We start from the raw sequence: 23012 nt of genomic DNA, 5'->3' as shown, positions 1-23012 counted from the left end.
CCGGCTCGCCGACCGCGCGAGGAGAGTCCACCTCGTGCGGCCCGCGTGCCCGGGCAGTCAGCTGTGGAGTTTGGTGCGCCAGTCGTCGGGGACGTTGCCGCCGGGGACCGGCTGGTCCTCCGGGTGGGACTCCGGCGGAGCGAGCTTGGGGCCGTCGTAGTACTGGGACTCGCCGTAGTGCCAGAACCAGTCCTCGCCCGGCTCGAAGCTGCGGACGATCGGGTGACCGCTCGAGGCCGCGTGGGCGGAGGCGTGCTGGGCCGGGGACGAGTCACAGCAGCCGATGTGGCCGCACTGGGCACAACGGCGGAGGTGGAACCACCAGCCGTCGACCTGCAGACAGTCCGCACAGCCGGTCCCGCTCGGTGGGACCGTCGCGTCGATCCCCGGAATATCCGTCATAGCGGCCATCCTTGCGCGCCCCAGCCTCCCGGACAAGCAGGACCCCCGCCGCGCGCCCGATTGACCGGTCAGCCGGCAGGTTCGCCGTAGCCGCCACCGCCAGGGGTCTCGAGCACGAGTACGTCGCCGGCGGCCACGGAGAGCGAATCATTGCCGGCCATCTGTGTGACGGAGCCGTCCGGGTGCTCGATCCACTGGCCGCCGAGGCCGCCGGGCAGGCCACCGGCCATGCCGTACGGCGGCACGCGGCGGTGACTGGCCAGTGTGCTCACGGTCATCGGCTCCAGGAACCGTATCCGGCGGCGGCCACCGTTGCCGCCGCGCCAGCGGCCTGCACCACCGCTGCCGTCGCGGATCTCGAAGCTCTCCAGCTGGACGGGGTAACGCCACTCCAGCACTTCCGGATCTGTCAGCCGTGAGTTCGTCATGTGGGTCTGGACGACGTCGGCCCCCGCGAAGCCTTCGCCCGCGCCGGCTCCGCTGCCGACGGTCTCGTAGTACTGGTGACGGTCGTTGCCGAACGTCACGTTGTTCATCGTCCCGGAGCCCTCGGCCTGCACGCCGAGGGCGGCGTAGAGGGCGCCGGTGACGGCCTGCGAGATCTCGACGTTGCCAGCGGCAACCGCCGCAGGATACTCCGGTGACAGCATCGTTCCCGATGGGATGATCACCCGCAGCGGTTCCAGGCAGCCCGAGTTCAGTGGGATCTCGTCGTCCACCAGGGTGCGGAAGACGTAGAGAACCGCGGCCATCACCACCGAGGACGGCGCGTTGCCGTTGCCGTGCTGTTGTGCGGAGGTTCCGGTGAAGTCGATCTCCGCCGTCCGCGCGGAGGCATCCACCCGGACCGCCACCTCGATCCGCGCACCCGAGTCGAGCTCATAGCTGTAGCTGCCGTCGTGGAGCGACGGGATGATCCGCTGCACTGCCTCGGCCGCGTTGCGGCGCACGTGTTCCATGTACGCCGATACGACGTCAAGGCCGAAGTGGTCGACCATCGCCCGCAGCTCCTCGACCCCCTTCTCGTTGGCCGCGACCTGGGCCCGCAGGTCGGCGATGTTCGTCGCGGGGTTGCGCGACGGGTACGCCGCGGTGCGCAGCAGTTCGACGGTTTCGCGCTCTCGCAACGCGCCGCCCGAGACCAGCAGCCAGTTGTCGATCAGCACCCCTTCCTCCTCGATCCGGGTGCTGTTCGCCGGCATCGAACCGGGCGTGATGCCACCGATCTCCGCATGGTGGCCGCGGGACGCGACGTAGAACAAGATGTCCTTGCCGGCCCGATCGAAGACCGGGGTCACCACGGTGATGTCGGGCAGGTGGGTGCCGCCCCGGTAGGGGTTGTTGAGCACGTACGTGTCGCCCGGCGCCATCCGGCCGGCGTTCGCGGCGATCACCATCTTGATGCTCTCGCCCATCGAGCCGAGGTGGACCGGGATGTGTGGTGCGTTCGCGATCAGGTTGCCCTCGGCGTCGAACAGCGCGCAGGAGAAGTCCAGCCGCTCCTTGATGTTCACCGACTGTGAGGTGCTCTGCAGCCGCACCCCCATCTGCTCGGCGATCGACATGAACAGGTTGTTGAAGATCTCCAGCATCACCGGGTCGACCTCGGTCCCGATCCCCTGCCGAACCGGTCGTGCCGCCACCCGGTTGAGCAGCAGGTGGCCGAGATCGTTGACGCCGGCCCGCCAGCCGGCTTCGACCACCGTGGTCGCGTTGGCCTCGGCGATGACCGCCGGTCCGTCCACCCGGTCGCCGGGGACGATGTCGTCGCGCTGATAGAGGTCGACGTCGACCCACGCGCCGGCTGAGAACATCGGTACCCGGGCCACGGCGCGCAACTCGCCACCCTGTCGCTCCGGGCGGATCCAGTTGTCGTCGCCGGTTCCGGCGGCGCCGAGCAGCTCGAGCGACACGGCCTCCACGACGATCGGCCGGTCCGCCATCAGGAAGGAGAACCGTCGCCGGTAGGTGGCCTCGAACTCCGCCACCATCTCGTCCACCTCGCCGACAGACACGGCGACGGCGGTGTCGGTGCCGTCGTAGCGCAGCAGCGCGCGACGGATCGCGGTGATCCGCTCGGCCGGGATGCCTTCGCCCTCGAGTTCGCGACCGGCGTCGCTGGTGAGTTCGTCGAGGACCCGCGCGAGCTCAGGGAGTACGGCACCGCTCAGTGTCGTCTCGACCGCCCGCTCGCGCAGGGCGGCGACGTCGGCGACACCCATGCCGTACGCCGAGAGCACGCCCGCGAGCGGGTGAATGAGCACCTGTGTCATTCCCAGCGCGTCAGCGACCGCGCAGGCGTGCTGGCCGCCTGCTCCGCCGAACGTCGCCAGGACGTACTGGGTGACGTCGTACCCGCGTTGCACCGAGATCTTCTTGATCGCGTTCGCCATGTTCGCGACGGCGATGTCGGCGAAGCCGGCTGCGACCTCCTCCGGAGCCCGCCCGTCCCCGATCACGGTGGCGAGCTCCGCGAACTTCCGCCGTACGACGTCTGAGTCGAGCCGCTGGTCGCCGTTCTCGCCGAACACGGCCGGGAAGAAGCCCGGCTGCACCCGGCCGAGCATCACGTTCGCATCCGTGACCGTGAGCGGACCTCCCCTGCGGTACGACGCGGGGCCCGGATCCGCGCCCGCCGATCCTGGACCGACGCGGTAGCGGCTCCCGTCGAAGATCAGGATCGAGCCGCCGCCCGCCGCCACGGTGTGGATGCTCATCATCGGCGCGCGCATCCGCACCCCGGCGACAAGCGTTTCCAGCTCGCGTTCGAACTCGCCTGCGTAGTGCGACACGTCGGTCGACGTGCCGCCCATGTCGAAGCCGATCACCCGGTCGAACCCGGCAGTCGTCGTGGTCCGCGCCATCCCGACCACACCGCCCGCGGGCCCGGACAGGATCGCGTCCTTGCCACGGAACGCGTGCGCTTCGGTGAGCCCGCCGTTCGACTGCATGAACATCAGCCGCACACCGGCCAGCTCGGATGCCACCTGATCGACGTACCGGCGCAGGATCGGGGAGAGGTACGCATCGACCACGGTCGTGTCGCCCCTCGAGACCACCTTCATCAGCGGGCTGCACTCGTGCGACAGCGAGATCTGGGTGAAGCCGACCCGGCGGGCGATCTCGCCGATCACCGCCTCATGCCGCGGATAGCGGTAGCCGTGCAGCGACACCACGGCAACCGATCGCAGGCCGTCGTCGTACGCACGCCGCAGGTCCTCGGCGACGGCCTGTTCGTCGAGCGGGACGAGGACCTTGCCGTCGGCGGCCACCCGTTCGTTCGCCTCGATCACGGCCGAGTAGACGAGCTCCGGCAGCACGATCTCGCGGGCGAAGATGCGGGGGCGGTTCTGATAGGCGATCCGCAGCGCGTCGCGGAAACCCCGGGTGATGACGAGGACGGTCGGCTCGCCGTCGCGCTCGAGCAGCGCGTTGGTGGCCACCGTCGTGCCCATCTTGACGACCTCGATGCGCTCGGCGGGGACCCGTTCGCCGGCCGGCACGGCGAGCAGCCGGCGGATGCCCTCGACGGCGGCGTCCCGGTAGCGCTCCGGGTTTTCGGACAGGAGCTTGTGCGTCACCAGGGTTCCATCCGGGCGCCGGGCGACGAGGTCGGTGAAGGTGCCGCCACGGTCGATCCAGAACTCCCACTTCCGCGCCATGCGCTACCGCCTTTCCGGACAGCCGTCGTGGTGGTGGGACCGACTCTATGGATTGTTCAACAATCCTGCAAGAGGGTTGTTCCACCAAACTTTCACTGATCGGCCGGATTGCGGGATGATGCGGAGATGAGCACGGGTGAGGCCGACGACACACCCCGGCAGGCGTGGTTGCGGTCGGTTGCCGCTGATGTCGCGCGGCTGGACCGCAGCAGTTCGGCCGAGCGGGCCGCAGACATCCTGCGCCGCAGCATCACCGAAGGTGCACTGCCCCCGGGCGCCCAACTGTCCGAGATCGAGCTGACCGCGGTGCTGGAGGTCAGCCGCAATACGTTGCGCGAAGCCTTCCGGCTGCTCACCCACGAGGGGCTGCTGGTCTACAAGCTGCATCGCGGCGTGTTCGTCCCGGAGCTCGACGAGCGGGACGTGGTCGACCTGTACCGGCTCCGCCGGGTGCTCGAGGTCGACGTCGTGCGGGGTCTGGCCGAGCGCGAGCCGGAGCTGCCGGCGAGCCGGCTCGAGCCGTTGCAGGACGATGTCGAGGCCGCCGAGGCGGCCGCGCTCGCGGATCGCTGGCCGGCCGTCGGTACGGCGAACATGCGGTTCCACGAGCACCTGATCGGTCTGGCCGACAGCACCCGGATGGATGCGATGACCAGGCGGCTGCTGGCCGAGTTGCGGCTTGTCTTCCAAGTGATCGCGACGCCGCGTGAGCTGCACCGGCCGTACATCACGCGAAACCGTGAGCTGTTCGAGCTGCTCGAGGCGCGTAAGTACGACGAGGCGGCGGCCGACCTGCATCAGTACCTGCTCGACTCCGAGCACGGTCTGCTGGAGGCGTTCCGGGCCTGTTGAACCACGAGATTCGATAAGGGCTTGCGCGCCCCCGCGCGGACCTGAGTTGATGAACTCTGACCGTCAGCTGCAAAGGGGAGCTCAGCTCATGACCGAAGACGACCGGACCGATCCGACCCCGAAGTCCTACCGCCCGATCGACGCCAACGGATTCCGGGACTTCGTCTCGCGGGGCTGGGGCCCGGTGGACCGGTCGGTGACGGTGCCGGAGGGGCTGGCCGAGGCCGCGGCCGCGCACCGGCGGAAGCTCTCCGCCGCGCTGCCGGGCCGGCGGATCGCGCTCGCGGCCGGCCGGGCGCCGGTGCGCTCGAACGACACCGACTACCAGTTCCGCGCCGACAGCGACTTCGTCTGGCTGACCGGTTGCCAGGCGGAGGGCGCCGTACTGGTGCTGTCGGCGGACGGTGAGGCGACGCTGTACCTGCGGGAGACCGCCGGTCCGGACGAGGCGGACTTCTTCGCCAACGCGCGGGACGGCGAGCTGTGGATCGGCCCGGTGCCGGGGCTGAAGGACTGGTCGGACGCGCTGCAGATCGCCTGCCGTCCGATCGAGGAACTGCCGGCGGCCGTGCGCGGCGCGGTGCCGTTCATGCTGTCGACGCCCGGTGTCGAGCCGATGCTGGACGCGCTGGTCCGGACCTCTCCGACGGACGGCAACTCGCTGCGCCAGACGCTGGCCGAGCTGCGCCGGATCAAGGACGACTGGGAGCTGGACCAGCTGCGCGAGGCGGTCACGGCCAGCGTGCTCGCGTTCGGCGATGTGGCCCGGGAGCTGCCCGAGGCCATCCGGGGTGGCGGCGAGCGGTGGCTGCAGGGCACCTTCGACCGGCGTGCGCGGACCGCGGGCAACGGCGTCGGGTACGCCTCGATCGTTGCTGCCGGCCACCACGCTCCGGTGCTGCACTGGGTCCGCAACGACGGCCCGGTGAACGAGGGCGACGTGATCCTGCTGGACGCCGGGGTCGAGACCCGCACGCTCTACACCGCCGACGTGACCCGGACCTTCCCGGCCACCGGTGAGTACACCGCGGCCCAGCGGCAGGTGCACGACCTCGTGCACAAGGCGCAGTTGGCGTCCCTCGAGGCCGTCAAGGTGGGAGCGCCGTACCGGGCCTTCCAGTACGAGGCGCTGCGGGTGCTGGCCGAGGGCCTGCGGGACTGGGGTCTGCTCGACGTGTCGATGGACGAGCTGCTCGGCCCGGACGGACAGCAGCACCGGCGGTACATCGTCTGCGGGACCGGGCACTACATCGGCCTCGACGTGCACGACTGCGACGCGTCCCGGCCGGAGGCGTACTTCGCCGGCGACATCGAGGCCGGGATGGCGCTCGCCGTCGAGCCGGGGCTGTACTTCCACCCGAACGACGAGACCGTGCCGCCGGAGCTGCGCGGGATCGGCATCCGGATCGAGGACAACGTCGTCGTGCATGCCGACCGGCTCGAGATCCTCACCCAGGACCTGCCGATCACCACCGACGGACTGGAGCAATGGACCCAGTCGCAGCTCAACGCTCGGTGACAGGCCGTCTACGCAAAATTAATCGTCACAAGCAGTAACATTCGCCCCGCCGCCGACGATGTATCGAGCGGGGGAGGGTCGAACTCGGCAGGGCGCGTGGCAGTGGGGGGCCGCGTACCACGCGCCCAGCCGAGCCGGCCCCGACTGGGGCCAGGGGGGACCCAGGATCCCTGGGCACGGGGAGTAGTCATCATGAATCTGCGAGTGCGAGTAGTCCACTACGGAGATCAGCACTGGTACGCCGACATCGACGATGCCGACGATCCGCAGCCCGACGACCCGTTCTGGTACGTCGACCACTGCCGATCGCAGATGCAGGCACTCGAGAGCGCCTGCGCCGAACTCCGTCTGCTGGCGGGCCGCCTGGTCCGCGGCGACCATCTCGACCGCGTTTTCGACGTGGCCGGCGTCCCGGTCTGAGGACCACACGGACACCGGGGCCGGTGCTGGTTGGGAGGCGCCGGCCCCGGATCTCTCTCAGCCCACCGGTGGTACGGCGGGGCAACTGGTGCCGCGTTCCGGCACCTGACGCGAGACCAGATACGCGTCGATCGTCGTCTGCATGCAGGGGCTCGAGTTGTAGCTGCCGTGCCCCCAGCCCTCGTAGGTGAGCAGTACGCCGTACCTGCCGAGCTGACGTTCGAGGCTCCGGGCCCAGTCGTACCCGGTGGCCGGGTCGTGGATCGCGTTCGCGAGCAGGACCGGAGTCCTCAGGCCGTGGACCTTCAGCCGGTGCTGCGGGTTGGCGGCCGGCGGCTGCCCGAGGCAGATCGACACCGCCATCAGCTGACCGGGGTAGCGCATGTCGGGGTTGTTCCTGGCCAGCCGGTCGAGATGGCCGGCGTACTCCCGGTAGTCGCGGACGCCGAGGTTCCAGTCCTGGCAGAACACCGCCAGCGGGTACGACGCGAGTCCGGGCGGGACCGGTGCCTGCCCGGTCGGCGGCGTACTCGCGTCGAGTTGCTGCAACGTATCGGCGAGCGCGACCCACTCCGGGTCGTAGAGCTTGCGGAACACGAAGAAGCTCAGGTTGAACGGTGTGATCGCGACGGTCGGGTGCTGCGGATCCGGCACCTCGCCGTGGTCGGCCCGGGCGAGCAGGTCCGCCCACAAGGTGTGGATATCGCGACCGTGCAATGCGCAGGTTGTTGCCGCGTCGCACCATTTCACGAACTCGGAGAACGAGTCCTGGGCCGCGGTCGCCTGGGCGTCGAGGAATTCCTTCGCCGATGCGGCGCTGTGGTCGCTCACGCTCTCGAGCACCATCGCGCGCACCCGGCCCGGGTACGTCTCGGCGTACTGGCCGCCGAGCACCGTTCCGTACGAGCTGCCGTGGAAGGAGATCGTCGACTCGCCGATCGCCCGGCGGATCGCGTCGACGTCGTGGACCGTCTGCCAGGTGTCGAGGTGGTCGTACACCTGCCCGGTGTGGTCGCGGCAGTCGGTCGCGAGTTGCTGGTTGTAGCGAATGGTCGCGCGGAACTCGGCCGCACTTTTGATGATCGGTGACGGCTGCTTGACCAGCAGTGCGGCCGTGCACTTCACCGGGTTGCTGCGGGCGACACCCCGCGGGTCGAAGCTCACGATGTCGAACTGGTCCTGCAGGTTCTGACTGAACCGGGACATCCCGGTCTTGACCCGGTCGACGCCCGAGTCACCGGGACCACCCGGGCCCCACATCAGCACGCCGACGCGGTCGGCCGGCGACTTCGCCGTACGACGGGCGATCGCGAGGCCGAAGGTGGGGCCGTCGGGATCGTGCCAGTCGACCGGCACCTGCAGGGTCGCGCACTGCGATCCCTCCACCTCCTCCGGATCATCCTTGCCCTCGGGCTTGCAGTCGGACCACTGCACGGTCACTTGCCTGGGTACGGCGGCCGGCGCCGGCAGCGCGGTAAGGCCGGCCGCAGCGAATCCCAGGACCACACCCCACGCGGTGGTCCTGAGAACTCGTCGGGACTTCATCAGCGAATCTCCTGTCTGGGGACTCCCTCGATCCTCAGCAACCGCTTGCCTCACCACATCCGGGACAAGCCCTCGCCAGACCCCGGCCGGCCCTTGGGGGACTCGTTGGGGTCGGTCGCTGATGGTGCGGATCGGCCGGATTGACGTTGCCGGTGGGAGCGCCGTACCGTCCAGACCGTCAGTCAATTCAACAGCCGCATGAACCCGTGCGGGAGAGACCCGGGCGTGACCCGGGCGCCGTAGGAGCAACTCTCCCCAAGAATCTCTCAGGCACCTTCACCGCGCGGGCGAGGCACCTCTGGAAGGCATCAGCCTGACAGAGCGGGGAGGACACCAAACGGTCAACGGCGACCGGAAGGAACCTCCACACGATGGCGATCAGCGTCTTCGATCTGTTCAGCATCGGGATCGGCCCGTCGAGCTCCCACACGGTGGGGCCGATGCGCGCCGCCCGCACCTTCGCACTCGGCCTGGCCGACGCCGGCCTGCTGGCCGCGACGGCGAGGGTCGAAGCACAACTCTTCGGTTCGCTCGGTGCGACCGGGCACGGCCACGGCAGCAACAAGGCGGTCCTGCTCGGACTCGAGGGCGAGGACCCCGAGACCGTCGTCACCCATTCCGTCGACGCCCGGGTCGAGACGATCCGCGAGCGCGGCCGAGTAGTGCTGGCCGGTACGCACGAGATCGCGTTCGACGAGAACACCGACCTGATCATGCACCGGCGCAAGGCGCTGCCCTACCACCCGAACGGGATGAGTTTCGTGGCCCGCTCGGCGGACGGCGCCGTACTGCGGGAACGCACGTACTACTCGGTCGGCGGCGGATTCGTGGTCGACGAGAACGCGGCGGCCGGCGACCGGATCGTGCTGGACACGACCCCGCTGAAGTACCCGTTCACCACCGGTGCCGAGTTGCTCGACCGTTGTCGCGAGTCCCAGCTGTCGATGAGCGAGGTGATGCTCGCGAACGAGCTCGCCTGGCGGACCGAGGAGGAGATCCGGGCCGGGCTGCTGCACATCTGGCAGGTGATGCAGGACTGTGTCCGCGAAGGTTGTGAGACCGAGGGCATTCTGCCCGGCGGCCTGAAGGTGCCGCGCCGGGCACACTCGCTGCACCGTCGACTGAGCGCTGATCCCTGGTCGGTGGATCCGCTGAAGGTGATGGACTGGGTCAACCTGTTCGCCCTCGCGGTGAACGAGCAGAACGCGTCCGGCGGCCGGATCGTCACCGCGCCGACGAACGGTGCCGCCGGCATCATTCCCGCCGTACTGCACTACTACCGGCGGTTCGTGCCGGGGGCGACCGACGACGGTGCGGTCAGATTCCTGCTGACGGCTGGTGCGATCGGCGTGCTGTACAAGGAGAACGCGTCGATCTCCGGCGCCGAGGTCGGTTGCCAGGGCGAGGTCGGCTCGGCCTGCTCGATGGCGGCGGCCGGGTTGTGCGAGGTCCTCGGCGGTACGCCGGGGCAGGTCGAGAACGCGGCCGAGATCGCCATGGAACACAACCTCGGCCTGACCTGCGACCCGGTCGGCGGGCTGGTGCAGATCCCCTGTATCGAGCGGAACGCGATGGCGTCGGTGAAGGCGATCAACGCGGCCCGGATGGCGATGCACGGCGACGGCGTCCACGTCGTCACCCTCGACAAGGTGATCAAGACGATGCGCGAGACCGGCGCCGACATGAAGATCAAGTACAAGGAGACGTCCCGCGGCGGCCTCGCCGTCAACGTGATCGAGTGCTGATCACCAGGGCACGTTGCCGTCCAGGCTGAGGTACTGGCCGGTCGGGCCGTTCGGACCGATCGTGGCCAGGCGGACGATGATCTCCGCGCCCTTCTCGACGCTCTGCACGCCCCGGTGATTGTTGAAGTCGGTCGCGGTGAACCCAGGGTCGACGGTGTTGATCCGGAGCTCTGGTAGTTGCTGCGCGTACTGGACCGTGAGCATGTTGAGGGCCGCCTTGGACGATCCGTAACCCGCCGCGTATACCCAGACCGGTACGGCGGGAGGCCAGACCTCCGGATCGACGGCGGTGGCGATCGAGCCGAGTCCGCTGGACACGTTCACGACAACCGGGTTGTCGCTGCGGTCGAGCAGCGGCAGGAAGTGGTGCAGCATCCGGACCGGGCCGAACACGTTGACGTCGTACGTGATCCGCAGGTCGTCCGCCGTCAGCTCCCGCGCGGTGTGCCGCGGACCGGGGATGCCGGCGTTGTTGATGAGTACGTCGAGCCGGCCGGCCTCGGACTCGAGTTGCCGGGCCGCGGCTGCGACGGAGCCGTCGCTGGTGACATCCAAGGGGAGGTAGTGCGCGCCGAGGTCGGTCGCGGCCTGCTTGCCGCGCTCGGGATCCCGGGCGCCGAGATACATAGTGTGACCCAGCGCGACGAGCCGACGGGCGGTTTCGAAACCGAGGCCCTTGTTGCCCCCGGTGATGAGTGTCGTGGTCATGACTCCACCCTCGCGCTGCGTCGGTCGGCCAGGTAGTGCCCGCGATGTCCTAGGGAATGGCAGTACCAGGCTGGTTCGGGGTGTGCGCGGAATACTGGGCGTATGGGTGAGCTCGGCCGGACACTGCACGCATGGCGCGATCGAGTGACCCCGGACGAGGCCGGGCTGCCGGCGGGCGAACGGCGGCGGGCACCAGGGCTGCGTCGCGAGGAGTTGGCGCAGCTCGCCGGACTGTCGGTGGACTACATCGTCCGGCTCGAGCAAGGCCGCTCGGACTCGCCGTCAGTGCAGGTGCTGACCGCGCTGTCCCGGGCGCTCCGGCTGTCCGATGCCGAGCGCAACCATTTGTTCGTACTCGCGGGGCAGGTGGAACCGTCCCCCGGCCGGATCTCGGCGTACATCCCGCCGGGGGTGCACCGGATGGTCGATCAGCTGGAGGGTGCGCCGCTCTGCGTGTGCGACGCGGCCTGGGGACTGATCACCTGGAATCCGCTCTTCGCGGCCCTGATCGGGGACCCGTCGGAGTGGCAGGGCCGCTGGCGCAACATCATCTGGCGGCACTACGCGGCGCCGGGCGAACGCGTGCTCCAGACACCCGAGCAGCGCCGAAGCTTCCAGATCGCGATGGTGACGGACCTGCGCGCCTCCCTGGCCCGCTATCCGCACGACCCGGAACTCAGAGCGCTGATCGACGAACTGCGCGCCGGGTACGACGAGTTCGCCCAGCTCTGGGATCAGCCCGTCGTCGGTTTCCATCAGACCGAGCAGAAGACCATCCGCCATCCCGGCCTCGGCACCCTCGTCATCGACTGCGACGTCCTCACCGTGCCGGGCAGTGACCTGCGCATCGTCGTCTACACGGCCGCGCCGAACAGCGAGGCCGCCGAGAAGCTGCGCCTGCTGTCGGTCATCGGCCTGCAAACCCTAGCTGAATTCTGAACGCACTAGTCCTGATAACGGACAGAGATGCTACGAGTACGTACTGGTTATCCAGCTGCCAAAAGGTTGCGATCTAGTGTGGAATTTCTTCCACGGTCTGTTTGAAGCGCTGGTTCAACCGCTACTCTGCGGAACCGTGAGACCGTTCCCTGCCACGGCACCCGGCCGCCCGCCCTGGCAGAACCCGCAGCGACTTCGACAGGTCGCCGCCGGCGCCGGCGTACTGCTGCTGCTGTACGTCGTCCTCTTCCTCACGGCGCTGGCCGGCGGCCCGCGGATCGGGGCCTCGTTCCTCCCGCTCCCGGGTGGTGGCCCCGACCCGGCGAACCCGGTCGCCGGCCTCGAACCCGGTCAGCCCAGCCAGAACGTCCCGGCGATCCCGCGTGGTACGACAGCCACGCCGACCTCACCCGGCACCACCCCGCCCACGCCGTTGCCGACAGCAACGACTCCTGGAATCGGTGCGACCACCACCCGCGTCCCCGGCGAGAACACCCCGTACCCGACGCCGGCCCCGGGCCGGCCGACCACGCAGATCGTCGACCGCTTCGAGCCGACCATCCCGGCCGCCACCAAGACGCCAGCCACGCGCCCCGCCGATCCGCCCGTCACCCAGCCCACCACGCAGCCGACCACCAGTAATCCGACGGCCCCACCCCCGACCAGCACCACCCCGAGCACCCCGCCGACAACCCCCGAAAACCCAGACCCGCCGGACTCACCGTCCCTAGGCGGCCTCCTCGGCGCCCTCCTCAACAAGCTCGGCTTGTAGCTCATGTACGTGTGTTAGGGTTGGTACATGTCGATGAAGCGCACAAACGTCTACGCCGATCCTGAGGATCTGGCGCTGATCAAGGATGCCGCCCGTCGACGGGGGATTCCGGAGGCGGAGATCATCCGTGAGGGCATCCACCTGGCAGCGATGGCGACCCGGGTCTGGGATGAACCGCTCGACTGGCCGACCTTCGAGGGCACGGGTGAACCGGTGACCAAGGACGAGATCCGCGCCGAAGTCGAGCGTCGTACCGGCCGGTGATTCTCGTCGCCGACACCTCGGGCATCATCGCGGCGTTCGACCGCAACGCGCCCGAGGGCACTGATTGCAGGAAGCTTCTGCAGGAGGCCGGGACCGTCATCCTCTCGCCGCTGGTGCTCGCCGAGGTGGACCACCTGGCCAGGGCTCGGCTGGGAGCGGAGGCGCGATCCACGATCCTGGACCTCTTGCTGACGCAGATGCGGCGGATGCGTTTTCAGGTGCCGGATATCGGCGCCGAGACACTCGCGACCGCTCTTGCTGTCATGAGCCGGTATGCCGATCTGGATCTCGACCTGGCCGACGCCGTCAGTGTCGCCTTGGCTGCCGACTACCGCACGGACGCCGTCCTCACGCTCGATCGGCGGGACTTCCGGGCCTTGCGCCCGCTCACCCCGCACAAGGCATTCCGCCTGCTGCCCGACGACCTGTGATCCTCAGGCGGTCCGGAGGATCGTGGCGGCCCGCCGATGGCACAGAGAGGCTCAGTAGGCTTCCACCTCGGTTGTCTTCGCGTTGCCGCCGAGGGTGGGCTCCAGGTTCACCTGCCAGCTCTCGTTCCGGCCGAAGGCCTGTTCGAACTTCTGGAACGAGCAGTCCTCGCCGAACTGGCGACGGGTGGGACTCCAGTCCGCGCCGCTCTTGAAGTAGATGTGGTACGCGCCGCCGATCCGGCTGATCGTGGCGGCCTTGCCCGCCTGGATGTACATCATCACGTGCGGCTTGGCCGGCGGCTTCCCGTCGGTGACGATCGAGACCGCGACGTCGTTCGCCGTACCGTTCGTGATCTTCAGCCGGCCGGTGCCGGTCGGGCCGCTGCGGATCACGATGGCACCGTTCGACGGGCGCACGGGCTTGGGTTCCGGTCCGGGATCGGGCAGCGTGCCGCCGAACTTCAGCCCCAGCCGGTCCAACGGCACGGTCGCGCCGCTCAGGTCCGCCCGCAACTGCCGCTGCACTTTCTGCGAGGTGTAGGCGACACCACCGCAGCGCGCGTTCGCCTCCGTCCGGTCGGAGTTCGACAGGGTCTCGGCCGCCGACCCGAGACTGTCCTGCAGCACCTCGTGTACGGCGGTCAGCCGTCTGGTCACCGTGAGGTCGGCCAGCTGTGACGATGCCGCGTCGAGCGAGTCGGCGAGCGTGGTCATCGCCTCGGTCAGCCCCTCGGCAGTCCGCACCCGGGTCAGCGTGCGCAACGGACCGGCCAGGCTCTGCTCGAGCTTGGTCAGCTCCGCCTGGTACGCCGCCGACCCGAGCGGACCGGCCGGTGGTACTGACGCGGCCGGCGCCGGTGCGGACGTCGTACCGATCGTCGATGGTGACGACGCGACCGGAGTCTCCTCCGGCGTGCCGCTACAGCCGGCGAGCACGGCCAGCATCCCCACCCCTGCGCAGAGCGCAGCACAGCGCTTCATGTACTTCCCCCCAGGTCGCCCCAAAACCCTGTGCCGCATAGGGTATGCGCACACCTGCCTCGGAAGCGAGTGGCGTCAGTCCCGCGGAGCCGGCCGCACGAAGGGGAACGCGAGGGTCGCCCGGATGTTCTGGCCCGTCAGCATCATCAGAACGCGGTCCACGCCGATCCCCAGGCCGCCGCTGGGAGGCATCGCGTACTCCAGCGCGTGGAGGAAGTCCTCGTCGAGGGACATGGCCTCGGGGTCGCCGGCGGCGGCTTTCAGCGACTGCTCGGTGAGGCGGCGGCGTTGCTCGACCGGGTCGACCAGTTCGGAGTACGCCGTACCGATCTCGGCCCCGAATGCGACCAGATCCCAGCGTTCGGCCAGGCGTGGTTCGGATCGGTGGGTCCGGGTCAGCGGCGACGTCTCGAGTGGGAAGTCGGTGTAGAACGTCGGCAGCGTGGTGGCCGGCTCGACGAGTTCGTCGTACAACTCCAGGACGAGCTCACCGGCGGACATCTCGAACGTCGTGTGGACGCCGTGCTCCGCGCAGAGCTCCCGGAGTCGCTCGGCCGAGGTGCCGGCGTCGATCGTCACCCCGGCGGCCCGGCTGACCGCGTCGTGCACGGTGATGACCGGCCACTCACCGGAGATGTCGATCTCGCCGTCCGGCCGGCGGATGATCGGCTTGCCGAACACCGCGGTCGCGGTCTCGATCAGCAGTTCGCGGGTGAGCTCGCGCATCACGTGGTAGTCGGCGTACGGCTGGTAGGCCTCGACCGAGGTGAACTCCGGGTTGTGGGTCGCGTCGGCGCCCTCGTTGCGGAAGTTCCGGTTCAGCTCGAAGATCTTGCCCATCCCGCCGACGCTGAGCCGCTTCAGGAACAGCTCGGGCGCGATCCGCAGAAACAGTTCGGTGTCGTAGGCGTTGATGTGGGTGACGAACGGTCGCGCGTTCGCCCCGCCGTGCACCGCCTGCAGCATCGGCGTCTCCACCTCGATGAAGCCGCGCGACTCGAAACCGTTGCGCAGGGCCCGAACCGCCGCGCTGCGGTGCCGCATCATCTGCAGGGAGTCCGGGTTCATCACCAGGTCGATGTGCCGCTGCCGGACCCGCGCCTCCGGATCGGTGAATCCCTTCCGCTTGTCCGGCAAGGGATGCAGGCACTTGGCCGCCATCAGCCAGGCCGTCGCCGCGATCGAGAGCTCGCCGCGGCGGCTCGTCACCACCTCGCCGGTGACACTGACATGGTCGCCGATGTCGACCAGGCGCCGCCACTGGTCCAGCGGCACCTCGCCGCACGCCTCGGCCGTCAGCATCACCTGCAGCTGGGCCAGACCGTCCTGCAGTTGGGCGAACGCCAGGCCGCCGTGGTTCCGCATCCGCATCACCCGGCCGGTCACGGACACCGTCTGGCCGGTGTGGTGATCTGGCGGCAGGTTGTCGTGCAGCTCGCGGATCCGCTCCAGCGTCTCCGTCCGCGGCACGTTCACCGGGTACGGATCGATGCCAGCGGCAATGAGTTCGACCAGCTTGGTCCGGCGGATCAGCTCCTGCTCGGTGAGCTTGCGATCGGGCAGCGCCGGCCGCAGCAACTCCTCTTCCTGCTGCCGTACGGCGTTCGCGAACCGGCCACCGTCCGACGCCATGATCGCGTGCCGTTCGGCGGTCTGGACATTGTCGACGCGCGTCCAGGGCCGGGGTGCGGGCAGGAAGCCCTCCGCGGTCCCGGCCGCCAGCAGCACCTGGGCGAGCGATGCACCGCGCGAGTAACAGATCAGCCGCTGCGACCAGCGCGGCAGGTACTTCTCGTTCGACTGGTAGAGGCTCTCCAGCTGCCAGAACCGCGACGCCGCCGTCAGCAGCGCGCTGGTCAGCCGCAGCACCGGCCCGGCGCCGACCCGCTCGGCATCGCTGAAGATCTCCCGGAACATGGCGAAGTTCAGCGAGATCCGGTGCAGCCCGAGATCGCCGCAGGCGTCCACCAGCGACGTCACCATGAACTCCATCAAACCGTTCGCGGACTCCGGATCCCGCCGCATCACATCGAGCGAGACACCCCGGACACCCCACGGCGCGAACGACAGCAGTCCGCGGACGGCGCCGTCCGCGTCGCGCGCGATCACCATCACGCATCGCGCGTCGGCCGGATCGCCCAGCCGCCCGAGCGCCATCGAGAACCCGCGCTCGGTCCGCGCTCCCCGCCACTTCTCAGCGAGATGGACGTACTCCGACATTGCCTCAGGTGACACGTCGCCGTGCCGAACCACCTCGGCGTGGTAGCCGGCCCGCTGGACCCGGGTGACCGCCTGCCGGACCGGCCGCATCGTCCGGCCTTCCAGCGTGAAGTCGGCGACGTCGATGATCGCCTCGTCGCCCATCGCCAGCGCCCGCAGGCCGGCATCGACGTACGCGTGGGCGGCCTCCTCGCCCGCCGACAGGACAGCGGGGGACCAGCCGTACGTGCGCGCCTCGGCGAGCCAGCGCTGGATCGCGGCGGGCCAGGCGGCCGGATCACCCAGGGGATCGCCGCTGGCCAGGCTGACCCCGTTGACCACCCGGTAGGCGATCGCGGCGTCGTTGCCGGGGGCGAAGATGACCGCCTTGTCGCGCCGGGTGGCGAAGTACCCGAGGGAGTCCCGCTCGCCGTGCAGCAGGAGCAGCCGCCGGACCTCGAGTTCCTCGGCCTGGGTGAGGTAGCGGACCCGGCGGACCGAGCGGAGGAAGATCCAGAACGCGATCACCAGCGAGGCGGCCGAGATCGCGCCGACCGTCAGGCCGATCCAGCCGTGCCCCTCATGCCCGCCCATCTTGTTCCGGGACTGACCGAGCGCGGCGATGACGGCCCAGCCGATCTTCTGCCGCTGACCGGTCAGCGTCCGCGGGAAGATCTGGGTCAGGGTGATGCTCACCGCGATCGAGATCAGCAGACCGAGCACCAGCGCGCCGATCGCGAGCCGCCGGGTGCCGGGTGCCAGCCGGGCCGGGAACGCGGCGCGGATGTTCCACAGCAGCACGATGATCGCGGCCACCACGACCACCTGGACGATGCCCCATTCCAGGTCCTGGACACTGGCGGGGCCGAAGTCGCGGAGCAGTTCGGCATCGTTCGGGTTGGCCAGCCGGACGCTGGTGAACGCGACGGCCGCGGTCTGCGCGACCAGCCAGAGTACCTGGAAGACCCACAGGACCCAGAGCAGCGCCGCCCGTTTGCCCCGCAGCAGTGCGCTGCCGACGACGGCCAGGTAGACGGCCGAGAAGAAAGTATGCCCGGCCGGGATGCCGAAGAAGTCGAACGCCATGTCGACGCGTTTCACGTACGCCGGGGCGAAAATGTGCAGCGGGATCGCCAGGAACGACCACACCGCCGCGAACACGACGACGCGGCCCACCCAGACCGCGGCGCGCTGCTTCCACGCGGGGATCACTTCCTGCTGTTCCGGCCGCACCAAGCGATCATCCCACTTGTTCGCTGAGACTTCGGTCGCCCTGGGTCTACCTGGATGGTATAGCTGACGCCACAGTCAATCCTTTGGTTGACCTGCCGTCTCGGACCTTGCTCGTCTGCTTATTGTTGGCGACAGTGCTACCAGGTCTCAGGCAGGCTTTCCTACGATGACCGTGATCTGGATCGTGCTGCCCGGCCTGGCTGAGACTCCTGAGGAGTTCGGCCGGGTCGTCGAGCTGTTGCCGGGGCAGGATGTACGGGTCATCGATCCGTGGCGTACGCCGATCACGTCCGACGTCGACGAGTTGCGGACGGCGGCCAGCTTACCGGCGGGGGCGGAGGTCGGGCTGGTCGGGCACTCGATCGGCGGATTGGCGGCGCTGCGCTGGGCGCTGACCCGGCCGCTCGAGGTGACCAGGCTCGTCCTGGTCGACACCAGTCTCACCTCGGAGATCGGGTGGCGCGGGCTCTACCCGGGGACGCGCGGTGATCGGGCGGCCCGGGCGTTCCTGCGGTTCCTCGGCCGGATCGGCGGACCGCAGTTGCTGGGTCCCAGGCTGCGGCGGCTGTTCGTCCGGATCGGCAGCCGGTCGAACCACGATCTGTTGTCGAAGGCAACCGCCCGGGCCCGGTACGGCGCCGCGGCGTCGTGGCTGCTGTTCTGGGACGAACTGGCGAGCAGCTGGGAACTGGCCGCCGAGGTCGCCAAGCTCGTCGCCGGTCCGGTCGGCGCGCTCGCCCCCACCACGCTCCTGGTCGCCACTGGCGGCACCTCGCGCTTCACGGCCGCCCGCTGGCTCGCCGCCCAACGCCGCCTCGCCACCACCCTCAGCGGCACACTCGACGTCCTACCCGACTCCGCCCACCTCATGCACCTCGACCGCCCCGACGCCATCGCCGCCGCAGTCGTCTATCGAAACGGCCGCGGCAGTGCCTATGAGTGATGAGGTCAGGTTGTGCTGGTGAGGGCGGGGGTGGGGAGTTTGCGTTGCCAGACCTCGTCAAGGGCCATCCGCATGGCACCGGTGACCACAGCGTCCTCGGCCAGGGCGGACAGCTCCAGCTTCGGGTGGTTGAGAGTCAGCAGCCGCAGCTGGTCCGAGATGGCGTCGAGCAGTACGGCGCCGGCGCGAGCTACACCGCCACCGATGACCACGGCGGTCGGGTCCAGCACCAGTACGGCGGGGGCCAGAGCGCGGGCGAAGTCCCGGGCGACCCGTTGCACGACCGCCTGAGCCACCGGGTCGCGCTCGGCCGCGGCCGCGAACACATCGGCCGTGTCGAGCTGCTCTCCGCCCAGCTCGGCGAGGCGGGACTGTGGGTTGTCCAGAGCGGCCTGGCGGCCGAGTGCGGCGATCGCCTCCGAGCCGACCGCACGCTCCAGCGGACCCCGGCTGTCCTCGGGGTTGATGACGTCGTCCGGAGCGGTGGCGATGAAGCCGATCTCACCGGCCGCGCCAGTACCCCGGTGCAGCCGGCCGTCGATCACGATGCCGGCACCGAGCCGCTCACCCCACTGGACGGCCAGCAGTGTGCCCGTCCCGCCACGAGCGGCCGCGATGGCCAGTGCGGCCAGGTTGGCGTCGTTGTCGAGCATCACCGGGCAGTCGAGCAGACCGCGGACGTGCTTGATCAGGTCGATCGCGGACCAGCCCGGCACACTCGGGACCAGCTGGACCCGGCCGGTGTGCTCGTCGACGATGCCAGGGCTGGCGGCGACCACGGCCGCGATGTCCTCGGCCGGCACCTCGGCCTCCGCGAGCGCCTCGTTGATCACCTCGCCGATGACCCCGAGCAGCTCTTGCGCGGTCCATCCGGGTCCGGAGCGCCGTACCAGGGAGAGCTTGCGGCCGGCCAGGTCGGAGACCCCGACGGTCACCCGGTGCGGGCCGACGTCCAGTCCGAGGACCGGGGCCGCACGGCCGCGGAGCGAGACGCGGATCGCCGGCCGCCCGAGTGAACGGTCGGCCGAATCCGGGCCGTGCTGCTGCAGCCAGCCGGCCTCCAGTAACTCGTCCACGGCCTGGGCCACGGTCGGTCTGGCCAGACCGGTCCGTTCGACCAGTTCGGCGACGCGGAGTGGTGCCGGCGCGGATCGGCGGACCGCATCCAGGACCGCGGCGACGTTGATCCGCCGCAGCATCGTCGTACCGCCGCCGCCGACCGTTCCCTTGCTCATGTCCGACCCCTTGCTTGCCACTCGCCTATCTTAATAGAAAGCGAGCGTTCATAAATTACCGTGACGTGTGTTTCGCGTCGGCTGGCGGACGCCGATGCGTGAGTCGACAACTATCACCCACCTGGGGCCCGATGTCCCAGCACACGCGCCGGTGCCGAAAGAGTCACTGCCGCCGTCAGTCCTGGAGGACCGTCCGGGCGAAACTGCTCAGTGCCTCCCGATCCGGTTGCTGTGTCTTGGTCATCAGGCTGGCCACATGCTTCTCCACGGTCCGGGGCGAGATGTGCAGCCGGGAGGCGATCGACTTGTTCCCGATCCGGTCGACCAGAAGCTGACAGACCTCGTACTCGCGGGTGGTGACGCCGAGCTGGCGCAGATGCGCGGGCACCTGCTCGGTCCCGCTCCGCCGCTGCGAGACGGTCGCTCCGAGCTGCCGCAACAGACTCCGGCACGCACTCGCCACCGCCGGGATCTCCGCGTTGTGGAAGTAGTCCTCAGCTTGCCGCAACCACGCGACCGGCTCGCCCCACCCGTCCGCGTGCGCCGGCTCGGCCACCATCCGCAGCCCGAGGTAGCGCGCCAGCGGATAGATCGACGCGGTCTCGAGCGCCTCGATCACCTTGGCGTTCGCCGCGTCATACCGCCCGTCCCGCCCGAGCAGTACGGCGTGCGCCAGTTGGACGAACTGCTTGTTCCACCGCATCCCACTGGCGGCCGTCGCAGTGACCGCCTCGAAGTGCGCCCAGCTGTTCCTGCCGGACAGTACGCCGAGTAGCAGGCCGAGCCCGTTCTTGCCCGAGGTGTGGAAGGTGGTCGGGTTCTGAGCGTCGTACGCGAGGGCTTGCGCCAGGTCGGAGTCGGCCAGTTCGCGGTTCTCCTCCAGGAGTGCGCAGAACGCACGAGCCAGGCCGTAGGAGTACGGCAGCTCGTACGACGCGCGCTCGCCACCCCAGTTGGCCACCTCGGCGAGTGTCGCCTCCATCGCGGCCCGCCGGCCACGGTGTGCTTCGAGAATCGCCTTGGTGGACAGGAAGTACGTCGCCGACCGGCCCATCCGGAGTCGCCGGGTGACCGCCAGGCACTCGTCGATGATCGCGGCCGCCTTGTCGTACTCGGATCGCAGGATCGCCTGCTGACCGAGGATCCCGTCCACCTCGTAGACCAACGGGATCGCGCCGATCCGCAGCGCCTGCTGCCGGGCCCGCTCCAGCTCGAGAATGCTCCCGTTCGCGAGGCAGATCGTCCCCGCCTGGAAGATGTGCGAACAGACCCGCTGGAACGTCATCGCATGCTCTTCGGCGACCTGCCGGGCCCGATGGAAGTAGTCGATCGACTGATCGAGGTCGTGCTCACGGGCCAGAATCCCCAGCAATTGCAGGGAGTCGCAGGCCACCGCGGGCAGCTTGGCGCGTTCGGCCGCCGCCGCGGCGCGGGTGGCCAGCTCGGTGGCCGCCTTCAGCCGGCCGGGACTCGATCGAGCCAGTTCGAGGTTGGCGGCGATCGCGTCGACCGGCGCGATGTCGGCGTCGGCGGCGTCGATACCGAGCAGCGACCGCGCGGTCGCGACCTGGGTCAGTGCGGCCGACCAGCGACCGGCCATGTGTTCGAGGTTGGCCAGCTGCACGTGCAGGGCAGCGACCTTGCGGCTGTCCAGGTTGCGGTCGGCCATCTCCTCGATCGTCGCGGCGTGGTCCCCGCTGGTCTCGAACTGGCCGGTCTCACTCAACGCGATCAGCAACGAGCCCAGCACCTCGGCGCGGCAGGTGGTGTCCGGATCGCCGGCCAGCAAGGCATTCGAGCGCTCCAGAAGCTTCACCGCCGACGCCATCGACCCTTCGTCGAAGGACCGCCTCCCGGCCGTGGCGAACAGCCGGCCGCCGCGGGCCTTGTCGCCGCCGGTTTCGGCGAGCTCCGCGACCATCGGGCACCACTCACCCGGCAAGCCGGGATGGAGCTCCTCGATCGCGTCCGCACACCGTCGCGCGAGAGTGGAACGCTCGGTCGGTGTCAGCCCGGCCAGCAACGCATCGGCCGTCAGCGGATGCCGGAACGCATACCAGTCCGGCACCGGCTCGTCCGGCCCGACCAATTGCGCAGCCAGGCCGGCACGCAGCGTGGCCAACAGCAACCGTTCGTCGGTCCCAGTGGCTTTGCGTACGACGCTCAGCGGAAAGCGATGACCGATCACCGCCGCCAGCACGAGCAGGTCGCGCGACTGCGGCCCAAGCTGATCGGTGCGGCTACTGATGCTCCGGACAACGGCCGCGGGCACGTTGGTCTGCAGACCGTCGACGACCTGCACACTCCCGTCGGCCCTGGACAGCAGTTGCCCCGTCCGGCTCGCCTCCTGCAGCAGTTCCTCAACGATGAAAGGGATTCCGGCGCTGTCATGCCACAGCCGGTCGACCAGTGTGTCGGGTACGCCGCTCGTGGGCACCTCGAGACAGCCGGCGGCCAACTCACCGACCTCGGCCCGGTCCAGCGGCGGCAGCTCGATCAGGGCTGCCGTTCCGCGTTGTGCTGACAGTCTGGCCAGCTCGAGCGCCGCACAGGTCTCGGAGCGCAGAGTCGCGACCAGTGCGATCGGCTGGTCCTCCAGGTTGTCGAGCAGGTACTCGATCACTGCCAAGGTCTCAGGATCGGAGCCGTGCAGATCCTCCAGTACCAGCAGGCAACCGCGGTCCTTCGCGACCAGGGCGAGTAGCCGCAGGACAGCTTCGCCCAGGACGACGGTCGAGGTCGCGGTGTCGTGCGCCGTGCCGTCGTCCCAGTCCGGGATCAGCCGGCTGAGCACCTGACGGTAGGGGCCGAGCCCGTCGGTAGCGGGCATCTCGCCGCGGCGGACGAGCGACAGTAAAGCCTCGGTGAACGGCCGGAACGCAACCATGGCGCCGATGGCCCCGACCCTTCCACGCAGGGTCGCCATTGCGTCATCCAGTGCTTTGGTGGTGGCCAGTCCGGCCAGCCGGCTCTTGCCGATGCCGGGCTCACCGACCAGGAAGACCGCACCCCCGTGGCCCCCACGGGCCGCGGCCAGCAGGTGGTCGAGATGATCGATCTCCCGGTCCCTGCCGACCACTCTGGGCGAACGGGTCTGCATGCTTGCCAACTCTAACGACGTATCGCTGACCCCGCAGTGAATCGGCGAAGCCGGTCGCCCCC

At 69.3% G+C, this 23012-nt stretch carries 17 protein-coding genes and 1 riboswitch; of the genes, 9 read left to right on the top strand and 8 right to left on the bottom strand.

The features are described from left to right. Positions 1-57 precede the first annotated feature (57 nt). Together OG555_RS10010 and OG555_RS10005 are read right to left on the bottom strand one after the other, a co-directional pair. The gene (locus OG555_RS10010; protein ID WP_329482538.1) at positions 58-402 is read right to left on the bottom strand and encodes a UBP-type zinc finger domain-containing protein; all 345 of its coding nucleotides are present in this window, start codon (positions 400-402) and stop codon (positions 58-60) included. A 68-nt stretch (positions 403-470) separates the two neighbouring features. Next, positions 471-4064 (bottom strand): hydantoinase B/oxoprolinase family protein, encoded by a 3594-nt coding sequence (locus tag OG555_RS10005; protein ID WP_329482537.1) that lies wholly within the window; start codon positions 4062-4064, stop codon positions 471-473. A 126-nt stretch (positions 4065-4190) separates the two neighbouring features. On the opposite strand from OG555_RS10005, the gene OG555_RS10000 reads away from it, so the two are divergent. The 3 genes from OG555_RS10000 to OG555_RS09990 all read left to right on the top strand — a co-directional run bounded on the left by OG555_RS10000 (position 4191) and on the right by OG555_RS09990 (position 6855). Then, the gene (locus OG555_RS10000) at positions 4191-4916 is read left to right on the top strand and encodes a GntR family transcriptional regulator (RefSeq protein WP_329482536.1); all 726 of its coding nucleotides are present in this window, start codon (positions 4191-4193) and stop codon (positions 4914-4916) included. An 88-nt stretch (positions 4917-5004) separates the two neighbouring features. After that, positions 5005-6435, top strand: coding sequence for an aminopeptidase P family protein (locus OG555_RS09995; RefSeq protein WP_329482535.1), 1431 nt, complete (start codon positions 5005-5007; stop codon positions 6433-6435). Positions 6436-6627: 192 nt separating this feature from the next. Further along, positions 6628-6855, top strand: a complete 228-nt coding sequence (locus OG555_RS09990) for a hypothetical protein (RefSeq protein ID WP_329482534.1) — start codon at positions 6628-6630, stop codon at positions 6853-6855. A 57-nt stretch (positions 6856-6912) separates the two neighbouring features. Here the strand turns inward: OG555_RS09990 and OG555_RS09985 are convergent, their stop codons facing one another. Further along, on the bottom strand, positions 6913-8400 hold the full coding sequence (locus tag OG555_RS09985) for an alpha/beta hydrolase (protein ID WP_329482533.1): 1488 nt from the start codon (positions 8398-8400) through the stop codon (positions 6913-6915). A 199-nt stretch (positions 8401-8599) separates the two neighbouring features. After that, positions 8600-8692: riboswitch (glycine riboswitch) on the top strand. 79 nt (positions 8693-8771) lie between these two features. On the opposite strand from OG555_RS09985, the gene OG555_RS09980 reads away from it, so the two are divergent. Continuing rightward, complete coding sequence (locus OG555_RS09980) at positions 8772-10145, top strand: L-serine ammonia-lyase (protein ID WP_329482532.1); 1374 nt, start codon at positions 8772-8774, stop codon at positions 10143-10145. Here OG555_RS09980 and OG555_RS09975 read toward each other — a convergent pair whose 3' ends face one another. Next, a complete protein-coding gene (locus tag OG555_RS09975; protein WP_329482531.1) occupies positions 10146-10853 on the bottom strand; it encodes an SDR family oxidoreductase in 708 nt (235 codons plus the stop codon). It abuts the gene before it with no gap. A gap of 102 nt (positions 10854-10955) precedes the next feature. Here OG555_RS09975 and OG555_RS09970 point away from each other — a divergent pair, with 102 nt between their 5' ends. From OG555_RS09970 to OG555_RS09955, 4 genes are all read left to right on the top strand, one after another. Continuing rightward, positions 10956-11792: a helix-turn-helix transcriptional regulator gene (locus OG555_RS09970; protein ID WP_329482530.1), complete on the top strand. Its 837-nt coding sequence runs from the start codon at positions 10956-10958 to the stop codon at positions 11790-11792. A gap of 136 nt (positions 11793-11928) precedes the next feature. Then, positions 11929-12564: a hypothetical protein gene (locus OG555_RS09965; protein WP_329482529.1), complete on the top strand. Its 636-nt coding sequence runs from the start codon at positions 11929-11931 to the stop codon at positions 12562-12564. Between the two features lie 33 nt (positions 12565-12597). Next, positions 12598-12828 (top strand): CopG family transcriptional regulator, encoded by a 231-nt coding sequence (locus OG555_RS09960; protein ID WP_329482528.1) that lies wholly within the window; start codon positions 12598-12600, stop codon positions 12826-12828. After that, positions 12825-13259: a PIN domain-containing protein gene (locus OG555_RS09955; RefSeq protein WP_329482527.1), complete on the top strand. Its 435-nt coding sequence runs from the start codon at positions 12825-12827 to the stop codon at positions 13257-13259. Before OG555_RS09960 ends, OG555_RS09955 begins: the two co-directional genes overlap by 4 nt. Before the next feature lie 51 nt (positions 13260-13310). On the opposite strand, the gene OG555_RS09950 is transcribed toward OG555_RS09955, so the two are convergent. After that, positions 13311-14240, bottom strand: coding sequence for a hypothetical protein (locus OG555_RS09950; RefSeq protein ID WP_329482526.1), 930 nt, complete (start codon positions 14238-14240; stop codon positions 13311-13313). 75 nt (positions 14241-14315) lie between these two features. Next, a complete protein-coding gene (gene lysX, locus OG555_RS09945; RefSeq protein WP_442914524.1) occupies positions 14316-17600 on the bottom strand; it encodes a bifunctional lysylphosphatidylglycerol synthetase/lysine--tRNA ligase LysX in 3285 nt (1094 codons plus the stop codon). A 238-nt stretch (positions 17601-17838) separates the two neighbouring features. Between lysX and OG555_RS09940 the strand changes: the two genes are divergently transcribed. Beyond that, complete coding sequence (locus OG555_RS09940; protein ID WP_329482524.1) at positions 17839-18615, top strand: alpha/beta hydrolase; 777 nt, start codon at positions 17839-17841, stop codon at positions 18613-18615. Positions 18616-18620: 5 nt separating this feature from the next. On the opposite strand, the gene OG555_RS09935 is transcribed toward OG555_RS09940, so the two are convergent. After that, on the bottom strand, positions 18621-19850 hold the full coding sequence (locus tag OG555_RS09935; protein WP_329482523.1) for an ROK family transcriptional regulator: 1230 nt from the start codon (positions 19848-19850) through the stop codon (positions 18621-18623). A gap of 175 nt (positions 19851-20025) precedes the next feature. Beyond that, positions 20026-22950, bottom strand: coding sequence for an ATP-binding protein (locus tag OG555_RS09930; RefSeq protein ID WP_329482522.1), 2925 nt, complete (start codon positions 22948-22950; stop codon positions 20026-20028). Positions 22951-23012 lie beyond the last annotated feature (62 nt).

Source organism: Kribbella sp. NBC_01484 (assembly GCF_036227145.1).
GTDB lineage: Bacteria > Actinomycetota > Actinomycetes > Propionibacteriales > Kribbellaceae > Kribbella.
Note: the sequence above shows the minus strand (reverse complement) of the source record. Positions and strands in the feature narration are given on the sequence as shown.

Excerpts from the sequence above, each read along its gene's own strand:
- OG555_RS10010 (WP_329482538.1), bottom strand. The coding sequence starts at position 402 with ATGACGGATATTCCGGGGATCGACGCGACGGTCCCACCGAGCGGGACC.
- OG555_RS10005 (WP_329482537.1), bottom strand. The coding sequence starts at position 4,064 with ATGGCGCGGAAGTGGGAGTTCTGGATCGACCGTGGCGGCACCTTCACC.
- OG555_RS10000 (WP_329482536.1), top strand. The coding sequence starts at position 4,191 with ATGAGCACGGGTGAGGCCGACGACACACCCCGGCAGGCGTGGTTGCGG.
- OG555_RS09995 (WP_329482535.1), top strand. The coding sequence starts at position 5,005 with ATGACCGAAGACGACCGGACCGATCCGACCCCGAAGTCCTACCGCCCG.
- OG555_RS09990 (WP_329482534.1), top strand. The coding sequence starts at position 6,628 with ATGAATCTGCGAGTGCGAGTAGTCCACTACGGAGATCAGCACTGGTAC.
- OG555_RS09985 (WP_329482533.1), bottom strand. The coding sequence starts at position 8,400 with ATGAAGTCCCGACGAGTTCTCAGGACCACCGCGTGGGGTGTGGTCCTG.
- OG555_RS09980 (WP_329482532.1), top strand. The coding sequence starts at position 8,772 with ATGGCGATCAGCGTCTTCGATCTGTTCAGCATCGGGATCGGCCCGTCG.
- OG555_RS09975 (WP_329482531.1), bottom strand. The coding sequence starts at position 10,853 with ATGACCACGACACTCATCACCGGGGGCAACAAGGGCCTCGGTTTCGAA.
- OG555_RS09970 (WP_329482530.1), top strand. The coding sequence starts at position 10,956 with ATGGGTGAGCTCGGCCGGACACTGCACGCATGGCGCGATCGAGTGACC.
- OG555_RS09960 (WP_329482528.1), top strand. The coding sequence starts at position 12,598 with ATGAAGCGCACAAACGTCTACGCCGATCCTGAGGATCTGGCGCTGATC.
- OG555_RS09950 (WP_329482526.1), bottom strand. The coding sequence starts at position 14,240 with ATGAAGCGCTGTGCTGCGCTCTGCGCAGGGGTGGGGATGCTGGCCGTG.
- OG555_RS09940 (WP_329482524.1), top strand. The coding sequence starts at position 17,839 with ATGACCGTGATCTGGATCGTGCTGCCCGGCCTGGCTGAGACTCCTGAG.
- OG555_RS09935 (WP_329482523.1), bottom strand. The coding sequence starts at position 19,850 with ATGAGCAAGGGAACGGTCGGCGGCGGCGGTACGACGATGCTGCGGCGG.
- OG555_RS09930 (WP_329482522.1), bottom strand. The coding sequence starts at position 22,950 with ATGCAGACCCGTTCGCCCAGAGTGGTCGGCAGGGACCGGGAGATCGAT.